The sequence below is a fragment of the Sphingobacterium detergens genome (assembly GCF_003610355.1).
GTDB classification, from domain to species: Bacteria; Bacteroidota; Bacteroidia; order Sphingobacteriales; family Sphingobacteriaceae; genus Sphingobacterium; species Sphingobacterium detergens.
The window spans coordinates 2,471,072-2,491,652 of record NZ_RAPY01000001.1; the positions used below are offsets into that span (position 1 = coordinate 2,471,072).

Annotated in this window: 13 protein-coding genes; 2 read left to right on the plus strand and 11 right to left on the minus strand. The window is 39.3% G+C overall.

Annotated elements, in window-relative coordinates:
• On the minus strand, nucleotides 1–3,462 hold the full coding sequence (locus DFQ12_RS10585; protein ID WP_120258885.1) for a SusC/RagA family TonB-linked outer membrane protein: 3,462 nt from the start codon (nucleotides 3,460–3,462) through the stop codon (nucleotides 1–3).
• A gap of 443 nt (nucleotides 3,463–3,905) precedes the next feature.
• Entirely contained in the window at nucleotides 3,906–4,478 is a 573-nt protein-coding gene (locus DFQ12_RS10590; RefSeq protein ID WP_120258886.1) for a LacI family DNA-binding transcriptional regulator, read from the minus strand.
• Nucleotides 4,479–4,967: 489 nt separating this feature from the next.
• Here DFQ12_RS10590 and DFQ12_RS10595 point away from each other — a divergent pair, with 489 nt between their 5' ends.
• Nucleotides 4,968–5,564: an RNA polymerase sigma factor gene (locus tag DFQ12_RS10595; RefSeq protein WP_120258887.1), complete on the plus strand. Its 597-nt coding sequence runs from the start codon at nucleotides 4,968–4,970 to the stop codon at nucleotides 5,562–5,564.
• 89 nt (nucleotides 5,565–5,653) lie between these two features.
• Here the strand turns inward: DFQ12_RS10595 and DFQ12_RS10600 are convergent, their stop codons facing one another.
• The 3 genes from DFQ12_RS10600 to DFQ12_RS10610 form a co-directional block, all read right to left on the minus strand.
• Nucleotides 5,654–5,986 (minus strand): 2Fe-2S iron-sulfur cluster-binding protein, encoded by a 333-nt coding sequence (locus DFQ12_RS10600; RefSeq protein ID WP_120258888.1) that lies wholly within the window; start codon nucleotides 5,984–5,986, stop codon nucleotides 5,654–5,656.
• Between the two features lie 149 nt (nucleotides 5,987–6,135).
• A complete protein-coding gene (locus tag DFQ12_RS10605) occupies nucleotides 6,136–7,038 on the minus strand; it encodes a dihydrodipicolinate synthase family protein (RefSeq protein ID WP_120258889.1) in 903 nt (300 codons plus the stop codon).
• Nucleotides 7,039–7,065: 27 nt separating this feature from the next.
• Nucleotides 7,066–7,566, minus strand: a complete 501-nt coding sequence (locus DFQ12_RS10610; protein ID WP_120258890.1) for a cupin domain-containing protein — start codon at nucleotides 7,564–7,566, stop codon at nucleotides 7,066–7,068.
• Between the two features lie 100 nt (nucleotides 7,567–7,666).
• Here DFQ12_RS10610 and pdxR point away from each other — a divergent pair, with 100 nt between their 5' ends.
• Complete coding sequence (pdxR, locus tag DFQ12_RS10615; RefSeq protein WP_120258891.1) at nucleotides 7,667–9,088, plus strand: MocR-like pyridoxine biosynthesis transcription factor PdxR; 1,422 nt, start codon at nucleotides 7,667–7,669, stop codon at nucleotides 9,086–9,088.
• A gap of 189 nt (nucleotides 9,089–9,277) precedes the next feature.
• Here the strand turns inward: pdxR and DFQ12_RS10620 are convergent, their stop codons facing one another.
• The 6 genes from DFQ12_RS10620 to DFQ12_RS10645 form a co-directional block, all read right to left on the minus strand.
• The gene (locus tag DFQ12_RS10620; RefSeq protein ID WP_244211712.1) at nucleotides 9,278–11,569 is read right to left on the minus strand and encodes an outer membrane protein assembly factor BamB family protein; all 2,292 of its coding nucleotides are present in this window, start codon (nucleotides 11,567–11,569) and stop codon (nucleotides 9,278–9,280) included.
• A 246-nt stretch (nucleotides 11,570–11,815) separates the two neighbouring features.
• Nucleotides 11,816–13,630 (minus strand): RagB/SusD family nutrient uptake outer membrane protein, encoded by a 1,815-nt coding sequence (locus DFQ12_RS10625; RefSeq protein WP_120259310.1) that lies wholly within the window; start codon nucleotides 13,628–13,630, stop codon nucleotides 11,816–11,818.
• Between the two features lie 13 nt (nucleotides 13,631–13,643).
• Nucleotides 13,644–17,006 carry a SusC/RagA family TonB-linked outer membrane protein gene (locus DFQ12_RS10630; protein ID WP_244211713.1) on the minus strand — a complete coding sequence of 1,121 codons (3,363 nt, stop codon included), beginning with the start codon at nucleotides 17,004–17,006 and terminating at the stop codon, nucleotides 13,644–13,646.
• 254 nt (nucleotides 17,007–17,260) lie between these two features.
• Nucleotides 17,261–18,361, minus strand: a complete 1,101-nt coding sequence (locus tag DFQ12_RS10635; RefSeq protein WP_120258894.1) for a FecR family protein — start codon at nucleotides 18,359–18,361, stop codon at nucleotides 17,261–17,263.
• Between the two features lie 51 nt (nucleotides 18,362–18,412).
• A complete protein-coding gene (locus tag DFQ12_RS10640; RefSeq protein WP_120258895.1) occupies nucleotides 18,413–18,958 on the minus strand; it encodes an RNA polymerase sigma factor in 546 nt (181 codons plus the stop codon).
• A gap of 222 nt (nucleotides 18,959–19,180) precedes the next feature.
• Nucleotides 19,181–20,428, minus strand: coding sequence for a winged helix-turn-helix domain-containing protein (locus DFQ12_RS10645; RefSeq protein ID WP_120258896.1), 1,248 nt, complete (start codon nucleotides 20,426–20,428; stop codon nucleotides 19,181–19,183).
• Between the last annotated feature and the right edge of the window lie 153 nt (nucleotides 20,429–20,581).

Consider the following 20,581-nt stretch of genomic DNA (forward strand, 5'->3'; position numbering starts at 1 on the left):
TTACAACTTAAATTTTACATTTACACCTAATGAAAAAGTGCGTTTAAGGGGATAAGCGTAAGAAGAAGTTTGTTCAGGATTCCAGTCCTTAAATTTGGAAAATGTAGCTACATTGTCTCCGCGCATAAAGAGATAGACACTTTTAAATGGCATGTTTTCACTTTTTGGAATCCAGTTGTAGCCAATCTCGATATCCGCGAGACGTAAATAAGTTGCTTCTCTCAGCCAAAAGGTAGATTGCTGTGCATTGTTCGTATTATCAGACCCTACACCTAGTCTTGGATAAACAGCGTTTGGGTTTTCAGTATCCGGGTTACCTGAGTATGAAGCTGGTGTCCAATGGTTGTCATAGGCGACTTGGTAGATAGCACCGTTACTACCACTTGCATTGAACGGGATACGGCCGCCATTAATCGTACGGAACATATCGGCTTTCCCTATTACACGTGTCGCTAGCACCCAGTTTTTATAACTAAAATCAACGGCTAAGGAATAGGTCCATTTTGGGTTCGTATTTCCTAACCAGATCCTGTCTTCTGGGGTGATGAGGCCATCACCATTGATATCTTTATACTTTATGTCTCCGGGCATGACAAGATTCCAGGTCTGTACCGGACTATTATCAATATCTTCTTGGTCTTTAAAAAGACCTAATGATATATAATTGAGGCCCCTTCCCCAATCCAGTCCAATACCACTTTGATAAGGCATTCTTGGATCTAATTCTCCATTTTCAACGATGACATTCTCATTATAGGTAAGGATTCCGCGGATATAGTTTATTCGAAAATCTCCAAAACTTTTAGTGTAAGAAACATCCAGATCTATTCCGTTGGCATACATCTCACCTAGATTGGCCTGAGGTACTGTAACAAGTCCTAAGGTGGCAGGTAAGCGGTTTAGGTTAATTAGCTGTGCTTCTCGTGTATTTCTGAAATAATCCAATATCAGTCTGAAACTATTAAATAATCCTAACTCTAAACCAAGATTCATTTTTTTGTTTTTCTCCCAGGTCAGTCCTAATTGTTCCAGTTTAGATTCACCTATTCCCTGGATATTCTGACCGCTATAAGCTGTGCCTCCAAACCCAAAGGTATAGCCATCACGTGGTGCTGTACCGGCTAAGTACCCGAAACGTAAGGCGTTACCAGTTGCGCCAACAACACCATAGGAGCCGCGAAATTTCAGTAAATTAACAACAGGTTTAATGGTCTTAAAAAATCCTTCTTCGGAAACTACCCATCCAAGACCTACGGACGGAAATGTCGACCATCGTTTGTCCGGAGTAAACATTTGGGAGCCCGAAGCACCAAAGTTAATATCGGTGAAATATCTATTTTTATATCCACCTGTTATACGACCAGCGATGGACTGCTCACGAATGGGTAGTGCATTTATAAGGAGCGTTGATCCCGTACCAGCAGGTACATCTGCCATAAACTCACGCTGTTTATAGAGTATTAATCCAGAGGTAGTAAAATCCTTACCAAAATCGCGCGCATAATTTAGACTTCCTTGCACTTCGACTACGCGATTTCCTGAAGGTGGAGCGGATACAAATCGCATTTTATCATCTAGATCCGGCGTAGTATTGATCGTTACAAGATTTCCATCCTCATCTCGCCCACTACCTAAATAACTATTCGTAAAATCGGGACGATGCTGTTGATAGGCTTTTATATACTGATGGCTATAGTCGTTGATTTTTGAAAATGAGGCAATTCCGTTAAAAAACAATCCTTTCGTTAAAAAATCCAGCTTTTGCGTGATATTTAAGTTCGTTGACATCACATTCGAGTAGTTTCGGACAAAACCTGTTTTGTTAAGTAAAGAAAACGGATTTACCGTTCCGGCGGGTTCTTCCGGGGCTGTTCCATTAGAATATTGTGTTGGAAAAAGGGTAGGATTAATCTCATTGATAATTGTTAATATTTGATTAGTACCCTGCCCCGGCTCGGTCGTATTATTATATCTACCATCGAATCCTAATCCCAATGTTGTTGTTTTTGTAATATCGGCCTTCAAATTGGACCGAAAGTTAAATTGGTTGTATTTTGCATTAGAGTTATAAGATTCGAGATTTCCTCGGAACATTCCATCCTCCATATAATATCCTCCCGACATATAATAGGTGACGACATTGCCACCGCCGCCAATATTAAAATTTCCTTTGTGTGAAAGATTATTAGGTTTGATCAATGCATTGTACCAATCGATATTCGGATAAAAATCCATATCCTGATCGCCAAATTTTTCAATAATTTCATCACTATAGGGTTTATCTTTTCCACGAACAGCGAAGGCTTCATTTCTAATTTTTGCGTATTGGACAGCATCTATCCATTTCGGTTTATAGGTTGCGTTATTGACTGAGCTAGACAAAAACATGCTCACACTTGGCCGATCAGCAATTTTTCCAGTTTTTGTTGTGATCACAATGATACCATTAGCACCCTCCAATCCATATACGGCAGTTGCGGATGCATCTTTGAGGATTGAAAAGCTTTCTATATCGTTGGGATCTACATCGTCAATATTCCGACGTAAACCATCTATCAATACCAATGGTTCACTGCTTCCTTTTACGGAATTTATCCCACGGATTATAAAATTAGCCCCATCTTTACCGGGTTGACCTGAGCTTTGGCTAAAGGAGACCCCGGCAACACGTCCGGCCAGCTGATTTGTTAAAGATCGCGTTGGTCCAATCAATTCGCGAGGATTGACGGTCGCAATTGCGCCGACTACACTAATTTTCTTTTGTACACCAAGCGCGACGACGACAACCTCATCCAAATCGCCACTATTTGCTTTTAGTACAATGTTAAGGTTCTTTAAGTGTTCATCACTTAGTGATGATAGATCAAATTCGCTGTTTACAAAACCGACTGAACTAAATACCAAAAGTGCCCGACGAGGTATATTAGAAAGGGTAAAATAACCATTCTTGCCAGAGACAGTACCAAAAAGCGCATTCGCTTTAATACGGACAGAAACATCACTGAGAGGGTTATTTTTCTCATCAACGACCATTCCACTAATAGTCACTACCTTTGATCTATTACTTGGTGATTGCGTAGTTTGCGACCTTGGTAAATCTCTACTTTTAACAATAACTATATTGTCTTTCAATTCATAATTTACCGGCTGATTCTCAAAAATCTTATGCAATATGGATGTGATTTCATCATCCTTAACAATCAGATTCAGGGGTTTCGCATTCTTGATAACCAGACTATCATATTGAAACTTGTAATTTGTCTGAGCCGCTATCAATGAAAAGGCTGAATCCAATGTTGCGTTCTTAAACTCAAAATTTAATCGTTGAGCGGAGGCTTGTGGTAGGGCAAACAAAAAGCTCAGACAAAGGAATACAAGCAATTTTTTACTGAAAGGTATAGAAAAATACGGTTTGAATTTATTAGATCTTTCAACTAAGCGTACTAAACTAAATGTAAGCATACTTTAATAAGGGTTTTATATTGGTTAAAAAAACTCCTGGCAAAAGAATTCCTGTCCGACACGAAAGCGTGTCAGATAGTTTAATTCTATCTGCAAAGAGGTCTGCATTCGTTTATCAGGTTAGGTTAACTTTTCACCTCACCAATCCCAAACGAACAAAAGAACTGCAATCAGATTTATATTACTGATTGTTACATAATGAGATGTGACACACTTTATGTGCCTCCTGAGAAATTGGTAGTTTTTCTTGTCATAATTTTAATTCGTTAATTGAGGTTTGATTAAGCAAGTATTCTATAGATAATTTGATAAAAAAAGTATTTTTTTTAATCAAACGTTTGCGTAGGTTTCGAAAACGATTCTACAAAAACGATTTCGTAACAACAATAATTTGAAATATCCCTGTTGACTTGGTGTAAACGAAAAAAAACAGAAAATCTTGTTTATTTCTGTTCACAATTCGTTATGACTTGTAATATGGCTTTTCGCCCTATTCCATTAATAGTAGAGTACCGCGAATTATTAACTTTTAGCTTTTCTACTTCCCCTAGGAATTGACCGATATTGCGATCAATCATTATAATTGGCAACCCTAAATTTTCGAGTTCTTTTAGTCGATCACTATTTATATGCTTATCAATTTGTAAAATAATGAGCCCATCAATACCCCGATCAAATAATTTATCAATGCAACGTTTTTCTATATTTATGTCTCCTTTACTCTGCATTAAGATAAAATTATAATCTGTCTCCGAAAGTTCATCCTCCAATTCACTTAATAATGATACAGAGAACTTATCTGTAATGTCAGGAAGTAGAACCCCAATAAGCTTTGACTTACCAGTCCTTAAACTGCTTCCAAATTTATTTTTTTGGAAATTAAATTTGGTTGCATAGTCGATGATCAGCTTTTTGGTTTCGGCACTCACATCCTCACGGCCAGCAAGCGCTTTTGAAACAGTACTTTGTGATTTATTCAAAGCAACAGCAATATCCTTTATAGTTATCTTTCTCATTAAAAAAACGTTTATATTGGTTTAATATATTGGTCAAAAATTGACTTAGTTATGCTTACAAAATTTCAGCCTTAGTTATATAATTTTTGGTCGTTATATTAAAGACACCATAAATCACTTTTGTCACCCATAAAAAAATAAAAAATATAAAAAACTCTAAATGAGCTATAATTATTTAAATTTTAACCTCATATTAGACAATATTATAACAGGGCAATCAAATCGGATAAAGCCTGCTGATCACTATGGTCAAATGCAAGGCCACAACATCTGGCAACGATCGAATCCCCTGACTGATAGTGAGTATTGGATATAAAATCCTATATTGAAAGGTAACTATTGATAAATAATCGTTACAAAAATTTTATTTTCAATTCAAATGTTGTTTCAGGTTACAAATGACAATCTTGGAAAAGTAAAATTAAAGACTATAAATCCCAGCGAGATACCTGTATATTTGTCACACGGCTTATAGCCAGTCATATAACAATGCAAAAAGAAAACACATTAGAAATTGAATGGGAGAAGTTCCTCAAAGGAGATAGAAGCTCTTTTGAGAAAATTTATAATTCCAATTTCAAAAGTTTATTTCTATATGCCCTTCGTTTTTCAAAAGATGATGACTTAATTAAAGATGTAATACAAAATGTTTTTATCAATTTTTGGGAAAAACGGAATTATATTAAAGAGGTGAAGAACGTGACGGTGTACCTACACCGATCTGTTCGCAACGAGCTTTTAAATCGGAAAAGACAGGAGGATAAGTATGCTTTTGATGTTTTGGATGAACAGGTTTACGCGTTTGATTTCGAACTCCCGCTTGAGGCCAGAATTATAAAAAAGGAAGAATTAAAGGAAACGCGCCAACGCCTAAAACATGCATTAGAAAATATTACTGATCGGCAAAAAGAAATATTGTATCTGAAATATGTCAAAGGCATGACTTTCGAAGAGATATCTGACACAATAGGTATCACCGTTAAAGCTTCTTATAAGCTTCATGCTCGAGCAATCAGCTCCATTCGACAAAATTTCGGCAACAACCGTTATTCTATTGCTTTCCTAATATCGCTGTATTTCTCTTGACAAAAGTAAAGATAATATCTGCTTGAATAGCAACCTAAGATGTCGGCTAGTAGCTCAGACACAATCAACTTAAAAAAAATCTATTATAGCTAAAATTCGTCGTAGTTTATCTTTATTGTGTTACTTACAGGCGCCGCTACGCAAGTTAAAATTAAACCTTGCTGTAGGTGAGCTTCTGACAAAATAAAATTTCGTCTCAAACGCACTTCCCCCTCCTCTAGCTTGCACACACAAGTCCCACAATTACCACGGCAGCAGCTATGTGGTGCAGCAATCCCTGCATCGAGGATAGCATCAAGCAAGGATATTTTCCTGTCCCAGCGGATCTTGCTGATAGTTCCATTCAAGGTTAATGAAACTAATACACAATCCGATGGTTCGGCATCGGTTTCGGTAGTTTTTGATTCTTCGTCCAGATTCATACTTTTTCACTTATAAAATTACAACAAGTTCGGTTTACAAAGCCCGAACGCTCGCAGCATTTCGGGCTTTAAAAATCATTATTTTAAATCTTCAATAGATGTCCTAAAGCCAATATGTTATACATTTTCATTAGCTCCGTTTTTCTGCTCTATTGATATTGGTATTCTTCACTTTTTACTGAGGCGAGTATAGTTTCTAATGTTGCGATATCATGATCACTGAGCGGCCCCAAAGGACTTTTAAAACCACCACCACCTATTCCCAAAATATCTAGTCCGGCCTTAATGGAACGCGGCAACCCTTTTGCTACGATAAATTTGAGCAGGTCAACCTGTTGATAGAAGAGCTTTCTTGCCTTTTCCAAATTATTCACTTGAATTGCCTCGTACAATGCTATATTCAATTCGGGGATAAGGTTAGGAGCCGCAGTACACCAACCGGCTGCTCCGGCCGTAAAAGCAGCTAATGCTAACGGATTGGATCCGTTGAAAAAGGCAACTTCCTCTCCCAATTCTTTCCTTAAATAATGCATGCGCTGAATGTCCCCTGTACTCTCTTTGATCATGGTCACATTGGGAATTTCGAGCAGGCGTTTCAGCAATGTTGGCGACATATCAACCCCGCCTGTTGCGGGATTATTGTATGCCATTATTGGGATAGAAATTTTGGATGCCACGGCATCGTAATGCCTTACTATTTCATCGTCGGTCAATTTCCAATAACTCATCGGTATAATCATCACGGCAGTCGCGCCAGCTTTTTCTGCAAACTGTGCATGGTAAATGGTCTTTTCCGTAGTCAGATTGGAAACGCCGACTAACGTAGGGACACGCCCTGATACCTGCTTCATGGTGGCTTCAGCAATAGCTTCTTTCTCTGCGTCATTCAAATAAGGCAGTACGCCTGTACTCCCTAATGGCGCAATCCCATGTGAACCCGCAGCAACTAAACGTTCAACCTGCTTTTTAAACAAAGGGATATCCACGACCTCATTGTCGTCGAATGGCGTAACAGGATAAGCGATTATCCCTTTAAATGGTACATTATCCATATGGTTTCTATTTTAATGTATGCTGAACTAAAAATCTCTTCCTTCTTCTTCGCGCAAGGCAACCCCTAGGTTTTGCAGTTGTGGCGCATTTTCACAAGCGATGTATTTTGCACTTTCGGTATCACTGGTGTTTTGGTGTTGATGCCAAGCCCAGGACGGAATATAAACGGCATCGCCGGCTTCCCATTCTACAATTTCATCCTCCACTTTGGTCCAACCTTTGCCCTCGATCACATACAGGACAGTCTCATAGGTATGGCGATGTAAATGCGTTTTTTGTCCGGGTAATAGTCCTCCGATCGTCAAACTGACATTTTTGCTTGGTAAGTCTACAAAGAAAACGGGATGCTTTCTTTCTGCTGAGAATTGATTGTGTACTCCAGCGTTTTCAACATTCTTATGGATGACATGTGAAGGTCTTACATAGGTAGGTCTTGCAAAGGTCTGATGAAAATCTTTAGAACTAAATTGCTTTTGTTCTGCATGAATTGATTTTTTTACTTCTGTTGATGCTTCTAATTTTGACATAACTTTAAAAATTTAATGTTCATTGCATTATTGCATAACAAAAATATGCTAACTTTGGACTAGCGTTGTGATACAGTTTTTATAAAAAGAAATAGTCCAGATGTTACGAGAGTGGGAATTTCAAATTCAATTAGATGAACAATCAGATAAGGCCATTTATCTACAGATTGCCGATGCCATCATAAACGATATTCATTCCGGCCGATTAAAGGCGGGTGATGCTTTGCCGGGCAGTAGAAATCTGGCGCAGCGACTGAAAGTCAATAGAAATACCATAGTAGAAGCATTGAGTGTACTATTGATAGAAGGTTGGCTCGTTTCCAGAGAGCGGCAAGGCACATTCGTTGCTTCGACCTTGCCCGATTTTAAGGAAACGCAGACTACAGCGCCAATCGCTGAAGCAACAAATGATGCCACGAGTGGATCTACTCAACTGCAAATTGATGATGGATACCCCAACAGCAAAATTGCACCTGTTAATGAATTAGCTCGGGCATACCGTCAAATTTTCAACCAAAAAGCGAAGTGGCAATTAATGGGCTACAGTAGCGAATTCGGGAATCTAGAATTTAGAAAGGCTGTGGTCCAGATGCTCAATCATCAACGGGGAATGCGGGTGAATGAACAACATATCTGCATCACAAGGGGGAGCCAAATGGCCATGTATCTTGCAGCTCAATGCTTACTTTCAAAAGGAGATTATGTGATCATTGAAAATCCCGGATATAAACCCGCTTGGGAGGCCTTTGACCAAAGCGGAGCTAAGTTGTTACCTGCGGGGGTAGATAACGAAGGTGTGATAATCGAGGATATAATAGCGCTTCTGAAATTGCACAAAAACATAAAAGCTATTTATGTGACACCCCACCGCCAATACCCAACTACGGTCACAATGAGCCTAAAAAGAAGACTGGAACTGATCAAACTTTCCAATGAATATGGATTTACCATTATTGAAGATGATTATGACAATGAATTTCATTTTGGTTATCGCCCCATTCTTCCGCTGTCAAGTTTTACGGAGCTTAAAAATTATGTGTATATCGGTACCATGAGCAAGGTCGTAGCTCCGGCGTTACGTATCGGTTATATAGCAAGTAATGATTGTACTTTGATCAACAAAGTCGCTCGTTTGCGCAAGATTATCGATGTGCAAGGAGACAGTATTATGGAACAGGCCGTTTTGCAATTGATCAAGGATGGCACCATAAAACGTCATATAAAAAAAGCAACAAATTATTATAAGACAAAAAGGGATATTACCGAAATATTACTACAAAAACACCTTGGAAATAAAGTATCTTACCTTATCCCCGAGGGTGGGCTTGCCTATTGGATCGTGCCTAAAAAGCAGGTCGACTGGGTACTGATTTCGGAAAAACTCAATATGAAAGGTTTCAGCATGATCACTCCAGAGAGCTACAGCTTTGATAAAATATTCAATGGTATGAGATTGGGATACGCATCGCTGTCTGATCAAGAATTGGAGGATTTTATCAGCGCTTTGGCGGACTTGTTTTAATAAACAGTACGGTCGATGTTTAGCGTATGTCTATCCCGAGCTTTATTTCAGTAAAATAAGTTGGAGAACTGGGAATTTTAAGTTCTCTATTAAGCTGGGCAATATAAAGGTGAGTTGCCCAGCTTATTTTAAGATAAAAATATCAAACTATTCCACCTTAGTCTAATTACGGCTTATATTCAATGTAATTTATTTTGTTGTTGTCGTTATATTAAAACAATAGACATTACCCGCAAAGTCCGCAACATAGACTTCATTTCCATGAATGGAGACTTCGGCTAATATCGGTGTGCCTAGATTAACCTTTTGCACCAAAGTTCCATCTAAATTTAACACATATAGATAGCCGTCTGATCCGCCGAAAAACAACTTTCCAGCCGCATAGCGGACACTGGATTCGACAGTTGCAACTTTCTTGTGAAGATCAGGAGTTGAATAAGCAGAGCTGTAAATAAGGGCCTCTTCAGTCTGGAAACTCCATTTTTCGGTTAATGCATTACGATCAAATGCTTTTATCCCATCAGTCGCTGTAGGCATGATCACCAGTTCCTCTGTTAATAAGGGTGAGGCCATAACCTTAAAATCATCATCAGTTTGGCTTTTAGTTAACACAGTGCCCTTCTTTTGATCCAATCTAAAAAGATTGTTCAGCCCGGCTACATAAAGCGAATTTTCATCTGCACTGGCTCCTCCTGTTCTAAATCGCAAACCATCTTCATTTTTCTTCCATAGGAGTTTTCCTGTCTTACAATCGTGAACAAATAGGGCATTCCAATTTGCACCAGTAATTAGATATCCATTGGTGATCAGTAGCTCTCCAGGCATACCTTCACCACCATTCCAGTCACTATTCTGCCATACTATTTTCCCATCTTCGACTTTTATTGCTGACAGATAATTACCTGCGCCAGTATAATAAATACCATCGCGAACAACTCCAGCACTTACGTATCCTGGAAGCCGTCCCCCACTGAGATCCTTCTTCCAAACGAGTTTGCCATCTTTTTCATCGATTGCATACACTGTACCTCCCATATCTGTTGCCAATACCAAGCCATTGCTATAGGCCAACTTCTGCTTGACGGAGTTCTGGGTATGGAAAGTCCAGATGGTTTCCCCCGATTGGGCTTTTAATGCCTGAATTTTACTTTTACTACCAATGGCATCATCGATACTGGCCACATATACCCGCTGTCCCTGTACCAGAGGTGAACTCTTCCATACATTAGACCCTATGTTTTTTGACCAAGCCAATTGAAGAAAAGCGGTAGAAGTGGGTTCGTTATGCCAAGCAAATTTCTTATGCGCCTGTGTACTGTCGCCATAATTTACTTCCAGCATAATATCATACTGCTGATCGGTACGGCGTGGAACTGTAAAATTTCCACGCCAGTTCCAGTCGCTAACGGGTTTCAATTTAGCCGTTTTTATCGCAGTTCCAAATTTATTTAATAGTGTTGCATACACAGAAATAACATTCTTTTCCGTATGATACACACTTGTGCTAATTTCTATTTCTTTTCTGTTTGAAATCTGCATTTGCTTACTTTGTGGGTAAATTAACGCGATGTGATCTGACAAATAAGGATACTTTGGCGTTATTTTGCTAACCCCCTTTTTATCCACATCAATAACCAGGAATTGAGCTGCAGAATTATCTATTCCTCCTTTATTAGGAGCATTTGTGGATATAACCGCAACTCCATCTCTGCTGCCAAAACTATAATTATTGTGCCAATGGCCATACAGGTATGCTTTTAGATTATACTGCTTCAAATCGATAGAATCGGTTTTTCCTCTCATCACGAAATCCTTTCCGACAAGCAGATCGTGGTTAATAAAAATGAGCGGTTTATCTTTTGTTTTTAGAGCGAGATCTTTTTTCAACCAAGCGATTACTTGATCCTGACTATAACTGGGTGCATAATCACCGCCAGGCATGGGCGTAACCACAAAGTGTGCTGGTCCTGCCTCAAATGAATAGTAGACCGGTCCAAACAAATCCTCAAATAGTTTTTCACCATACTCACCTTTGACAAGGTCATGATTGCCTACTGTATAATAGGTCGGAACACCCATCAGTTCCGTATTTACCTGTCGGGCATGAAACTGCATCCCTGGCTCGTAGCAGATGTCGCCCGTATGCATAATCAGTGTAGCATTTTGTTGCTGCGAAAACTTACGAATATTGTCTATCCATTCTCCATATAATGGCGTTTCGGTATCTGTAATCTGAATAAACCGAAGCTTATCCGCCTCTTGCTTTTCATCTTGGATTAAACCGAAATCATAATTTTCTAGTTTTGGATCAATCTTAATATAATGAGTTCCACTTGCTTTATAACCAGCTGGAACACGCACAAAGAGAAATCTGGCTTTATCATTCTTTTTTAGGTTAAAGCTTCCATCTTCAGCAGTTTTTACAACCTCGTAACCATCGGATAATACAATATCTTTCATTCCTTTTTCAGCGTTTTCCATCTTTTTGTTGTTATCAAGATCCAAAAAGACATGCCCCCGATATTGAGCGTAAATTGCATTACTACATAGTAGTAGCAGTGATAGTATAAATTTATGTGTAGAACATTTCATATAAAAACTCTAATTGCAAATAAAGATAGGGTGCCATCCATCGATTGGAGTACCCTATCTTTAACCTTAAAATTTGTAAAAAATAACTCTTTTAATTTAGTCTTTTAGCATATTATCTAGCATAAAACCAATTCCTTACCAAAAGTTTGTCTGTACCAACTTACTACCATCCAGAACCATCTGACTATTAGCAACCGGATAATAGTAATACTTCGGTTTTTCAAATGTCTTCTTCTTATCTCTGGCTACAGTGAACATTATATGTCCATTGTTCCCATTTTCAAGATAAATTGAAGTATTATTACCATTGGCATCTTTTAAATAATACAGGGAAATGTTCTTCTTTTCCTCTTCTGTCAAGTCTTTAATCGGACCGGTATCCTTTGCTGATTCAAGTATAGCGATATCTATTTTACCATCTCCGGTTACGTCCATTGGTCCCAATGCTTTTACATACATCCCTTGTTGTTGATCGGCCAGACGTTCGCCAACCTCCCATCTAAAAATGTCTCTATAGCGTTGACCTTCACAAGCTAGTTCAACACGTCTTTCTCTCCGTATTTCTAGGATAAGCCCCACATTGCCCCCTTTCACATTTGAATAGTAAGCTTGCAATTTCGGATCCACATTGGCATTTGCCTCGCCCAGCTGCATGCTTGGCATCCCCACACGTTGACGTAGCAAGTTGACCGATTTGTCAAGATCAGCCTGGCTCGTGAGGATTCCCAGCTCCGCTTTGGCCTCCGCGAAGATTAACAGGATTTCGGCATAACGAAATACAAATGCATCTGTATAGGCTGCCTCCCAACTGATCATATCTGCTATTTCGGGATAGAATTTGATCTGATTGTACCCTCCGAGCGTTGGTTTGAGTCGCTGTGGGGTTGCAGCATTGACTGACTGAAACCCAGGCTTCATAAAAGTCTGCTCAAGGCGCGGGTCTCGGTTTACAAAAATTTGGTCTATATTCTTCGTTTTATAATCCGCTTGGTCCGTAAAACGCTTTCCGTCTTTCATCAGATAGTTTTCCATCAGCGTTTGGCTCAGAGCCCATTCATAATCCAATACCGTATGTGCATTACGTCTTCTTCCTAAATCCTTATCGTAATCAATAAATAGGATGGTCTCAGGATTCGCCTGCAGGTTAAGACTTATAAATAGATCCCGATAAGCACGGTTAACACCACCAGCATTACTGATTGAAAACTTATTTGACTTCATAATCTCCTCAGTAGCAGAAACCGCTCTTTGCAGAAAAGTATTGGCCGATCCGCTCAGATTCAAATAAGAGTGATATTTACGGAAAGTTCCTTCTTGCAAGGCGAACTGTGCTAATTGCGCCAAAGCTCCCCACTTCGTAACTGTCGACTTGTGCCCATCAGGTTTGATATTGGCAGCGGCAAATTCGAGATCAGCCATGATTGAATCGACAACAAGCGACCGGCTATCTTGTTTTTTGTGCAATAGTTCAATATCTGATGTTCCCATTGTCTGACTATACCAAGGAACATCACTGTACTGGTTGACCTTATCGATATAAAACCGTGCACGAAAAAACTTTGCAATGCCGATGTAATGGTTCACATCGGCGGCACTAGCCCCCTTCACACGCCCAGCATTTTCAAGAAAGAAATTAATATTTCTCAATGCTGACCAACTCCACACTGCTGCATTCTGCGCGCTCACGCCACCACGCATGATCTCATCAATCGTACTTCCAGAATTGTAATGTGCCAGATTATCTGTCCCAAGATCCGCTATCGGCGCACTCAAACTACCGTAGAAACCATCGGTATAAGTTTTAAGATCGTTTACATTGCTAAAAAACACTTCCGGTGTAACCGATGTCGTGGGATACCTATCCATGAAATCATCGTTACAGCTCATGATCAGGAACAAGGCCCCCAGCAACGCTCCAATCTTGATAATTTTTCTTTTTATATTTTGCATGATAATAGTCATTTTAGAAATTAAAGTTTAAGCCAAACGAGTAGGTCCTTTGGAAAGGATATGCCGTCCGATCGCCAACAATTTCAGGATCGAGATAATCCATTAGTTTGGTAAACTCAAAGAGGTTTTCACCGCTGACGAACAGACGCAATCGGTCTATCCCCCATCTATCTGTCATCAACTTGGGAAGCGTGTAGCCCAAAGTCACATTTTTCACCCTTAAATAACCTGCATTCTGCAGGTATTTAGTCTGCGTCGCGGCTAATTCAATACCACTTTGCTCGGCTACGTAGGATTTTGGTCTTGGCAAATACGCATTTGGATTTTCAGGCGTCCAATGGTCCAAGTTAAACTTGGTTAGACTCGCCCAAGGTTGAGCATATATACCCCAAAAATAGTGGTCACCACCTGGAGGATAATAATTTCTTTTTCCGACACCTTGCAGGAACACACGCAAATCAATTCCGTTCCAGCTTGAATTCAAATCTATACCGTAACTGTAACGCTGTCTCGAATTACCGATAATTTTATAATCTCCATGATTATCCAATGTCCAATCCCCCCGGTTTATTTTGCCGTCACCATTGATATCAGCAAACTTGAGGTCACCCGGTTCCAATCCTCTCGTACCAGGATAAGAAGTGACATCATTTTGATTAGCATGTGCCTTGATCTCTTCCTGAGATTGGAAAAAACCCAATGTGGTTAGCCCCCACATCTCCCCTAATTCCTGTCCGACATAATAATCGCTTAAGTTATTTTTAGGATTATTGTATTTTGTAATATAAGCTCTACTGTCTGCTAAATTAACTCTTGCGGAGAATGAAAACGGTTTGCTAGCCACCATAAACTCTTTATTATATCCAAGTGTTAATTCCCAACCGTTGGTTTTTAGGTTCGCCGCATTTTCAAGAGGAACCCCCGTACCAAGCACGATTGGCAACGTCCTACCTGCTGTCAACATATCCTTGGTATCACGACGATAGATATCAAATGAACCAAAAAACTGATTTTTAAATAAGCCGATATCCACCCCAAAATTAGATTGTGTGATGGTTTCCCAGGTCAGGGTCGATGACACTAAGCCCGGACTACCCACAATAGGTACAATCTTGCCGTCCAAAATTGCTCCACTTCCTTTGGACATATTGGCAATGTAAGGGTAATAGTTGTCCCTTAGATCCTGATTTGCCAATGAACCATAGGATCCACGCAGTTTAAAATTAGATACAGTTTCCTTTAGCGGCTGAAAAAAGTTTTCTTGCGAAACTACCCATGCAGCAGATACGGAAGGATTGAATGCAAAACGATCTTTTTTAGGGAATCTTGAGGAGCCATCATAGCGGAGGTTAGATTCCAGGATATATCTATCTTTATAAGTATAATTTAATCTGGCAAAAGCCCCTCTTACCGACCAGGCATAATCAAAAGCACCGACAGAAGGAGTTTGACCAGTCGCGAGTCCTATTGTCGGTAGCGAATTGGAAATCAACTGATCCCGGGATGCCGAAAATGACTCGTAGATCCGTTCTTCCTGATTGAAACCCAGCATCACTGAAAAATAGTGATCATTGAGTGTCCGCTGATATTGTGAATAAATATTGTACACATTATAGCGTGTTTCATTACTTCCATTGGAGGCATAGCTATTGAAGTTTTGCCTGTTCATCACATTTGGACCTGTACTGTAGGCAAGCGGCAACTGAAAGAAGTGTGATTTTCCAGAAACCCTTCTAAAGGTTGCGTCCCCATTTAAGGTCCAAACATTTTTGATGAAGTCGATTTTCGCACCAAAACTAGTTTGAAAATCGTTGATGCGACTGATACTGCGGCCCCCTTCGGCTACAGCTCCGATCATATTTACCCCAGCTTCTGTATAGGTACCATCCGGATTGTAAACGGTATTTAGCGAAGGTTGACGGTTAACATTATGCCAGTAGAGATACCCCTGATCAATTGCTGAGGGCTGATCATACTTATCATTTGTAAAGGTTGTATTATTTGATAAAGTAAACCAGTCCGTGATTTTGTAATCACCTTTTGCCCTGAAATTATAACGGTCATAGGTATCTGGACTGATCCGTAGCATACCATTTTGTCTGTAGTATTCACCAGAAAGGTAAAACGAAGAGCGTTCGTTCTTCTGCGCAATGCTTATATTGTTGGTATATGAGGGTTGTATATTTTTATAGACTTCCTTAAACCAATCTGTAGATCCTAAATAGATATAAGCATTTGGATTTTGTGGATCTACGATCACACGAGGCAATGAAGGGTTCTCACTCAGCTGTTTACCATATTCGAGCATTTTCTCATCGTAAAGATTGTACCATGGTGCTGACATGATATTCCTGTATTTCATTACCTGATACGGATCATCCTCTATCTCTACTGTACGTGTTATTGCTTTTGCCGCAAAGATTGAGTTGGCCGTGACCTTAATTTCCTTCGTTGTACCCGATTTAGTCGTAACCAGTACAACCCCGAAAGCAGCGCGACTACCATAAATCGCTGCTGACGCGGCATCTTTCAATACAGTAACACTAGCAATGTCCATTGGATTCATACGATTGAGCTCCTCGTTCGTTGCTGGAATCCCATCAATAACAATAAGTGGCCCACCACCTGACAGTGATGTATACCCTCGCACATTGATCCCTGGCGAGCTATTGGCTCTTCCAGAGGTCGGTGTAATATTAAGATTAGCCATAGCGCCCTGCAATGCTGTCCCCACATTTGTAATCGGTCTACTTTCCAAAAACTTTTCACCAATCTGATCTACAGCTCCCGAAAGATTGATCTTTTTCTGCGTACCATAGCCAACAACGATGACCTCGTCGAGATGAGACTCTGCAGTTTCCATCAATACATCCGCTCTGTTCTTGTCTGAGACATTGATTTCAACATCTTTATAGCCCATAAAGCGAAACAAAAGGATTGCTTTCTCTGGAACCCGTATGCTGTAACGTCCATCCTTATCGGTTTTTGTTGATATTCCAGCTACCCCCAGTACAGTCACCGTCACTCCTGCCATTGGTCCGGAAGCATCTTTCACAGCTCCTGACACTTCACGATCAGTCTGTTTTTTTTCTTTAATGACGATCGTACTTCCCATGATATCAAAGATCAAATTGCGACCACGCAATGTCTTTGCCAATGCAGCCCTTACATCAGATCCTGCCACAGAGATATCGACACGTGAGGCATTTTCAAATAGCCTTTCGTCGTAAAACAGACGCAACTTTGTCTGGTTGGAAATCTCTTTAAGGACAGTTTCAATTTTGGCATTCTTCAAGGACAGATTTACTTGTTGCGCATATCCAGATGCTCTAACACCTACCGTAAATGCCAGCAACAGTACACAAATCAACTTCATAGTCAAAATGACTTTAATGCTTAGGGTATAAGAATGACTTCTCCGGTCCCCCCATGCTATTAATGGAGAAAAAAATTTCATAACTTTGAATTGTTAAGGGTTTAATAATCTATAGAATTCGTACTTCGATAAATTTGGCCTTTTACAACAGGGGATGCGTCAACATCCCCTTTTCTATTGTATAGGACCTTTTGGTTAATTCGTCTGGTTATATCATATCTTATAAATTTTAATTGGTGAAAAATTTAACTGTACTAACGAATGATTATATGCCGTCCATCTATTTCAAACTTTCGGTTTGTCGCAAACGACAGAATATTCAACACCTCTGAAAGTCTGGATTCCCGGCTAAGCGTTCCATTAAACCTATTGCTTACGGTGATATCCTCCGCATTAATAAAATCCACATTATACCACCTAGAAATTTGACTAATAATTTCCGAAAAGCTGCTACCCTCAAGTGAAAACTCCCCCCGTTGCCAAGCGGTATTTTTTTGTATGTCTGCTGGCTGTATACGTATTTTATCCGTACTAATGATGGCTTCATTTCCTGGGAGAAGATAGGCTTCGTGCCCTTGACTCATAATTTTCACCTTACCTTCTACCAATGAGGTATTGATTTCTTTATGGTAGGCATTTACATTAAAACTCGTACCGAGTACCTCGATAACAGAGTTTTCAACTTCGATCCGAAAAGGTTTTTTGGCATCTTTGGCTACTTGAAAAAAAGCTTCTCCAATCAATTTTACTCGGCGTTCATCCCCTTCAAATTGATCTGGGTACTGTAATGTTGAAGCAGCGTTTAACCATACTTGGGTACCATCGTTCAACACAATATTATAGGTGCCCGCTGCTGGTACTTCTAATTTCAGATTCCCCTTAAGTTCTGCGGACGTTATGTTTTCGACCTGATCTTCCTTTCCCAAAGAATGTGTTTCCCCATGCTCATTGGAAAGTCTCGCATAACGCTCACCAGGCAGAATATCATTTTTATACAGGCCTGTTGTATCCGGAGTAATGGCCGCAAGCTGTGGAGCAGGGCTTGTTTGTCCTTGTTGCAAGAATAAAACAGTAATAGTTAACGCAAAGAGAACTGAAGCTGCAATGGCAATCCGTTTCCAGGTAAACACATTTTTGTTAGGTTTCATCTTATTCATCTCCCCTTCAAATTTGTGCATCAAAACATCTTTGGATCGACCTAACAACGCCTCTCTTTCATTCTTTGGCAATGTTGGTTCATCATCTAATGAATAGAACCATTTGGTTACAAGCTGTTCTTCTTCTGGATTGCACTCCCCTCTCAAATATTTTTTTAGTAATTTTTGAGCATGCTCTCTTTGATTATCTTCTGTCATATATCTATATAACCTTAGATAGCGGATAGAAGTACCGAAAAAAAATGATTTTTATTTCGCCTTAAGCTTTAACCGACTTAAAGCCAGCGAAATATTATTCTTCACGGTCTGTTCGGATATTGATAGTCGAAAAGCGATTTCTTTAATGCTTAAGCCTTCGATACGGCTGAGATTAAATGCTGACTGCATTGTGGAGGGCATCTTAGCAACTTCATTATCCAGCAAAAATGAGAGTTCTTTAACCATCAATTTCTCATCGCTGTTACTTGCACCAACTGGTTCGTTGGTCAGTGGAAACACAAGTCGCTCGAAATATGAAATCCGTTTTTGATCCCTTGCCATCCAGTCAATGACTTCGTATTTAGCAGCTTTGAAAAGATAGGGGTAAATAGATTCCTCGATTTCTATTTTATAGCGTCTGTTCCATAAAGATGTAAAAACCTCCTGAAGGATATCTTCAGCATCTGTAATAGAACCAATCCGCTTTAATATAAAACTTAATAAAATATCCGCATAGCGATCAAATAACACCGAAAATGCCTGTGTATTGCCTTCTCTCACAATATCAAACAATTCTTTATCAGACAGATCTCTCATGACACATTGATTATTATGTACACTATATCAAATTTCCAGAGGATTTTTACAAAGGTATAATTGTGATGTTAATATAACATTAAATTGTACATCCTGCAAGCTACAAAATAATAAATTTTAAAAATAGAGTATTTAAATTAGGTGAAGATCGAGTAAGCTTATAATACTCCATTTTTGATCAAGTATAAGTTTTCCAAATTCTACAGTTATGCCGTAAAAAAACTAGGAACTACTGGGAACTGCTATTATTGGGGCAGAAATAGCTTCATATTGACAAAAAATATTGTTCAGAAGTAGGGCTAACGAATTATTCAAGGGACTTACCAGTGTTAATTTTATGGAATTACACCCGTTAAAAGCGGCAAACTTTTTTATTATTTCTGCAAAAGGCTCTACCCACAATTCGAAGTCTATAGACTGTTTTTCTATATGCAGATGGATCAGTTCAAGTTGCCTATTTTTTCGATGCGCTTTGCAGTCTACTCTGCCGATAAATGTATTGCCAAATAAAATAGGTAAACAAAAATATCCGTATTGTCTTTTCTCCTTTGGTGTGTAACATTCAATTCGATAATCGAAATTGAAAAACTGCTGAACCCGATCACGATGAATAATAGCATTGTCAAACGGTGATAGCAAATTAATTTCCTCACGAATCTTAGTTATTCTTCTGTCTACTAAATCTCGGAGAACATAAACTGACGGATAGCCTTCAATAGTAACTTTTTCTATTATATCATCCTCAATCAGCGCATTTAAAACGTCATTTACATTTTTCCTGATCGTTTCGCCCGCTTTAAGATGAGTAATCTGTTTTACAGTAGTCCATCCATATGCTCTTAAATAAGTTTTCACTAAATACTCGGCAAACTCAAGTGAACTTGGCCTCGTCAGGTCGATATCATTTGGTAGTACTCTTTCTGCGATATCATACGTCTTTTGCATTCCATCGCGTTCAGAAATCATTAAATCCCCCTGCAGAAAAAGCCGTTCCAAAGCAATTTTTGCAGGTTTCCAATTCCACCAGCTTCCCAGTTTTTTAGTTTCATTTTCGAAGTCTCTTGCTCTTTTGGGACCTTCAGCCCGAATGGTATCTATGATATACAGCATCATTTTAGGGTCCGCATTGTAGTAATGTGATTCATTTTGTTTTACTTCCAACATTCGCGGTAAAACAAAGCGAAAATCTTTCATCGGAAGATAAGATGCAGCGTGAAACCAATATTCAAATACCTGATGCTCCTTTACGAGTTCATCCAAATAATTTGTTTTGTAGTCAGGGATCCTTGTCCAAAGCGTATGGTGATGGGCCCTTTCAACAATTGATAATGTATCTATCTGTAAATAACCGAGGTGATCCAGTGCATTGAGCACGGCCTTTTTTCCTTTTCCGAATGCTGATCTGCGAAGTAAGCCCTGGCTTTCTAATGTGATATTTTTCAGCTGCTGTATGGTCAATTTTCGCTGCATTTCTTTAAGTTTATTTTCTTACAGAAAGATAGATGTCTACTTCTGCAGGCTATCCAACATTCGTTTAGTCTTTAACGAGGGCTAACATCGATATTAATCCCGACAACCGCTATGTATTGTTATGGCTCAATGGAAACGATCAATGAACCTTCT

Excerpts from the sequence above, each read along its gene's own strand:
- DFQ12_RS10585 (WP_120258885.1), bottom strand. The coding sequence starts at position 3,462 with ATGCTTACATTTAGTTTAGTACGCTTAGTTGAAAGATCTAATAAATTC.
- DFQ12_RS10590 (WP_120258886.1), bottom strand. The coding sequence starts at position 4,478 with ATGAGAAAGATAACTATAAAGGATATTGCTGTTGCTTTGAATAAATCA.
- DFQ12_RS10595 (WP_120258887.1), top strand. The coding sequence starts at position 4,968 with ATGCAAAAAGAAAACACATTAGAAATTGAATGGGAGAAGTTCCTCAAA.
- DFQ12_RS10600 (WP_120258888.1), bottom strand. The coding sequence starts at position 5,986 with ATGAATCTGGACGAAGAATCAAAAACTACCGAAACCGATGCCGAACCA.
- DFQ12_RS10605 (WP_120258889.1), bottom strand. The coding sequence starts at position 7,038 with ATGGATAATGTACCATTTAAAGGGATAATCGCTTATCCTGTTACGCCA.
- DFQ12_RS10610 (WP_120258890.1), bottom strand. The coding sequence starts at position 7,566 with ATGTCAAAATTAGAAGCATCAACAGAAGTAAAAAAATCAATTCATGCA.
- pdxR (WP_120258891.1), top strand. The coding sequence starts at position 7,667 with ATGTTACGAGAGTGGGAATTTCAAATTCAATTAGATGAACAATCAGAT.
- DFQ12_RS10620 (WP_244211712.1), bottom strand. The coding sequence starts at position 11,569 with ATGGAAAACGCTGAAAAAGGAATGAAAGATATTGTATTATCCGATGGT.
- DFQ12_RS10625 (WP_120259310.1), bottom strand. The coding sequence starts at position 13,630 with ATGCAAAATATAAAAAGAAAAATTATCAAGATTGGAGCGTTGCTGGGG.
- DFQ12_RS10630 (WP_244211713.1), bottom strand. The coding sequence starts at position 17,006 with ATGAAGTTGATTTGTGTACTGTTGCTGGCATTTACGGTAGGTGTTAGA.
- DFQ12_RS10635 (WP_120258894.1), bottom strand. The coding sequence starts at position 18,361 with ATGACAGAAGATAATCAAAGAGAGCATGCTCAAAAATTACTAAAAAAA.
- DFQ12_RS10640 (WP_120258895.1), bottom strand. The coding sequence starts at position 18,958 with ATGAGAGATCTGTCTGATAAAGAATTGTTTGATATTGTGAGAGAAGGC.
- DFQ12_RS10645 (WP_120258896.1), bottom strand. The coding sequence starts at position 20,428 with ATGCAGCGAAAATTGACCATACAGCAGCTGAAAAATATCACATTAGAA.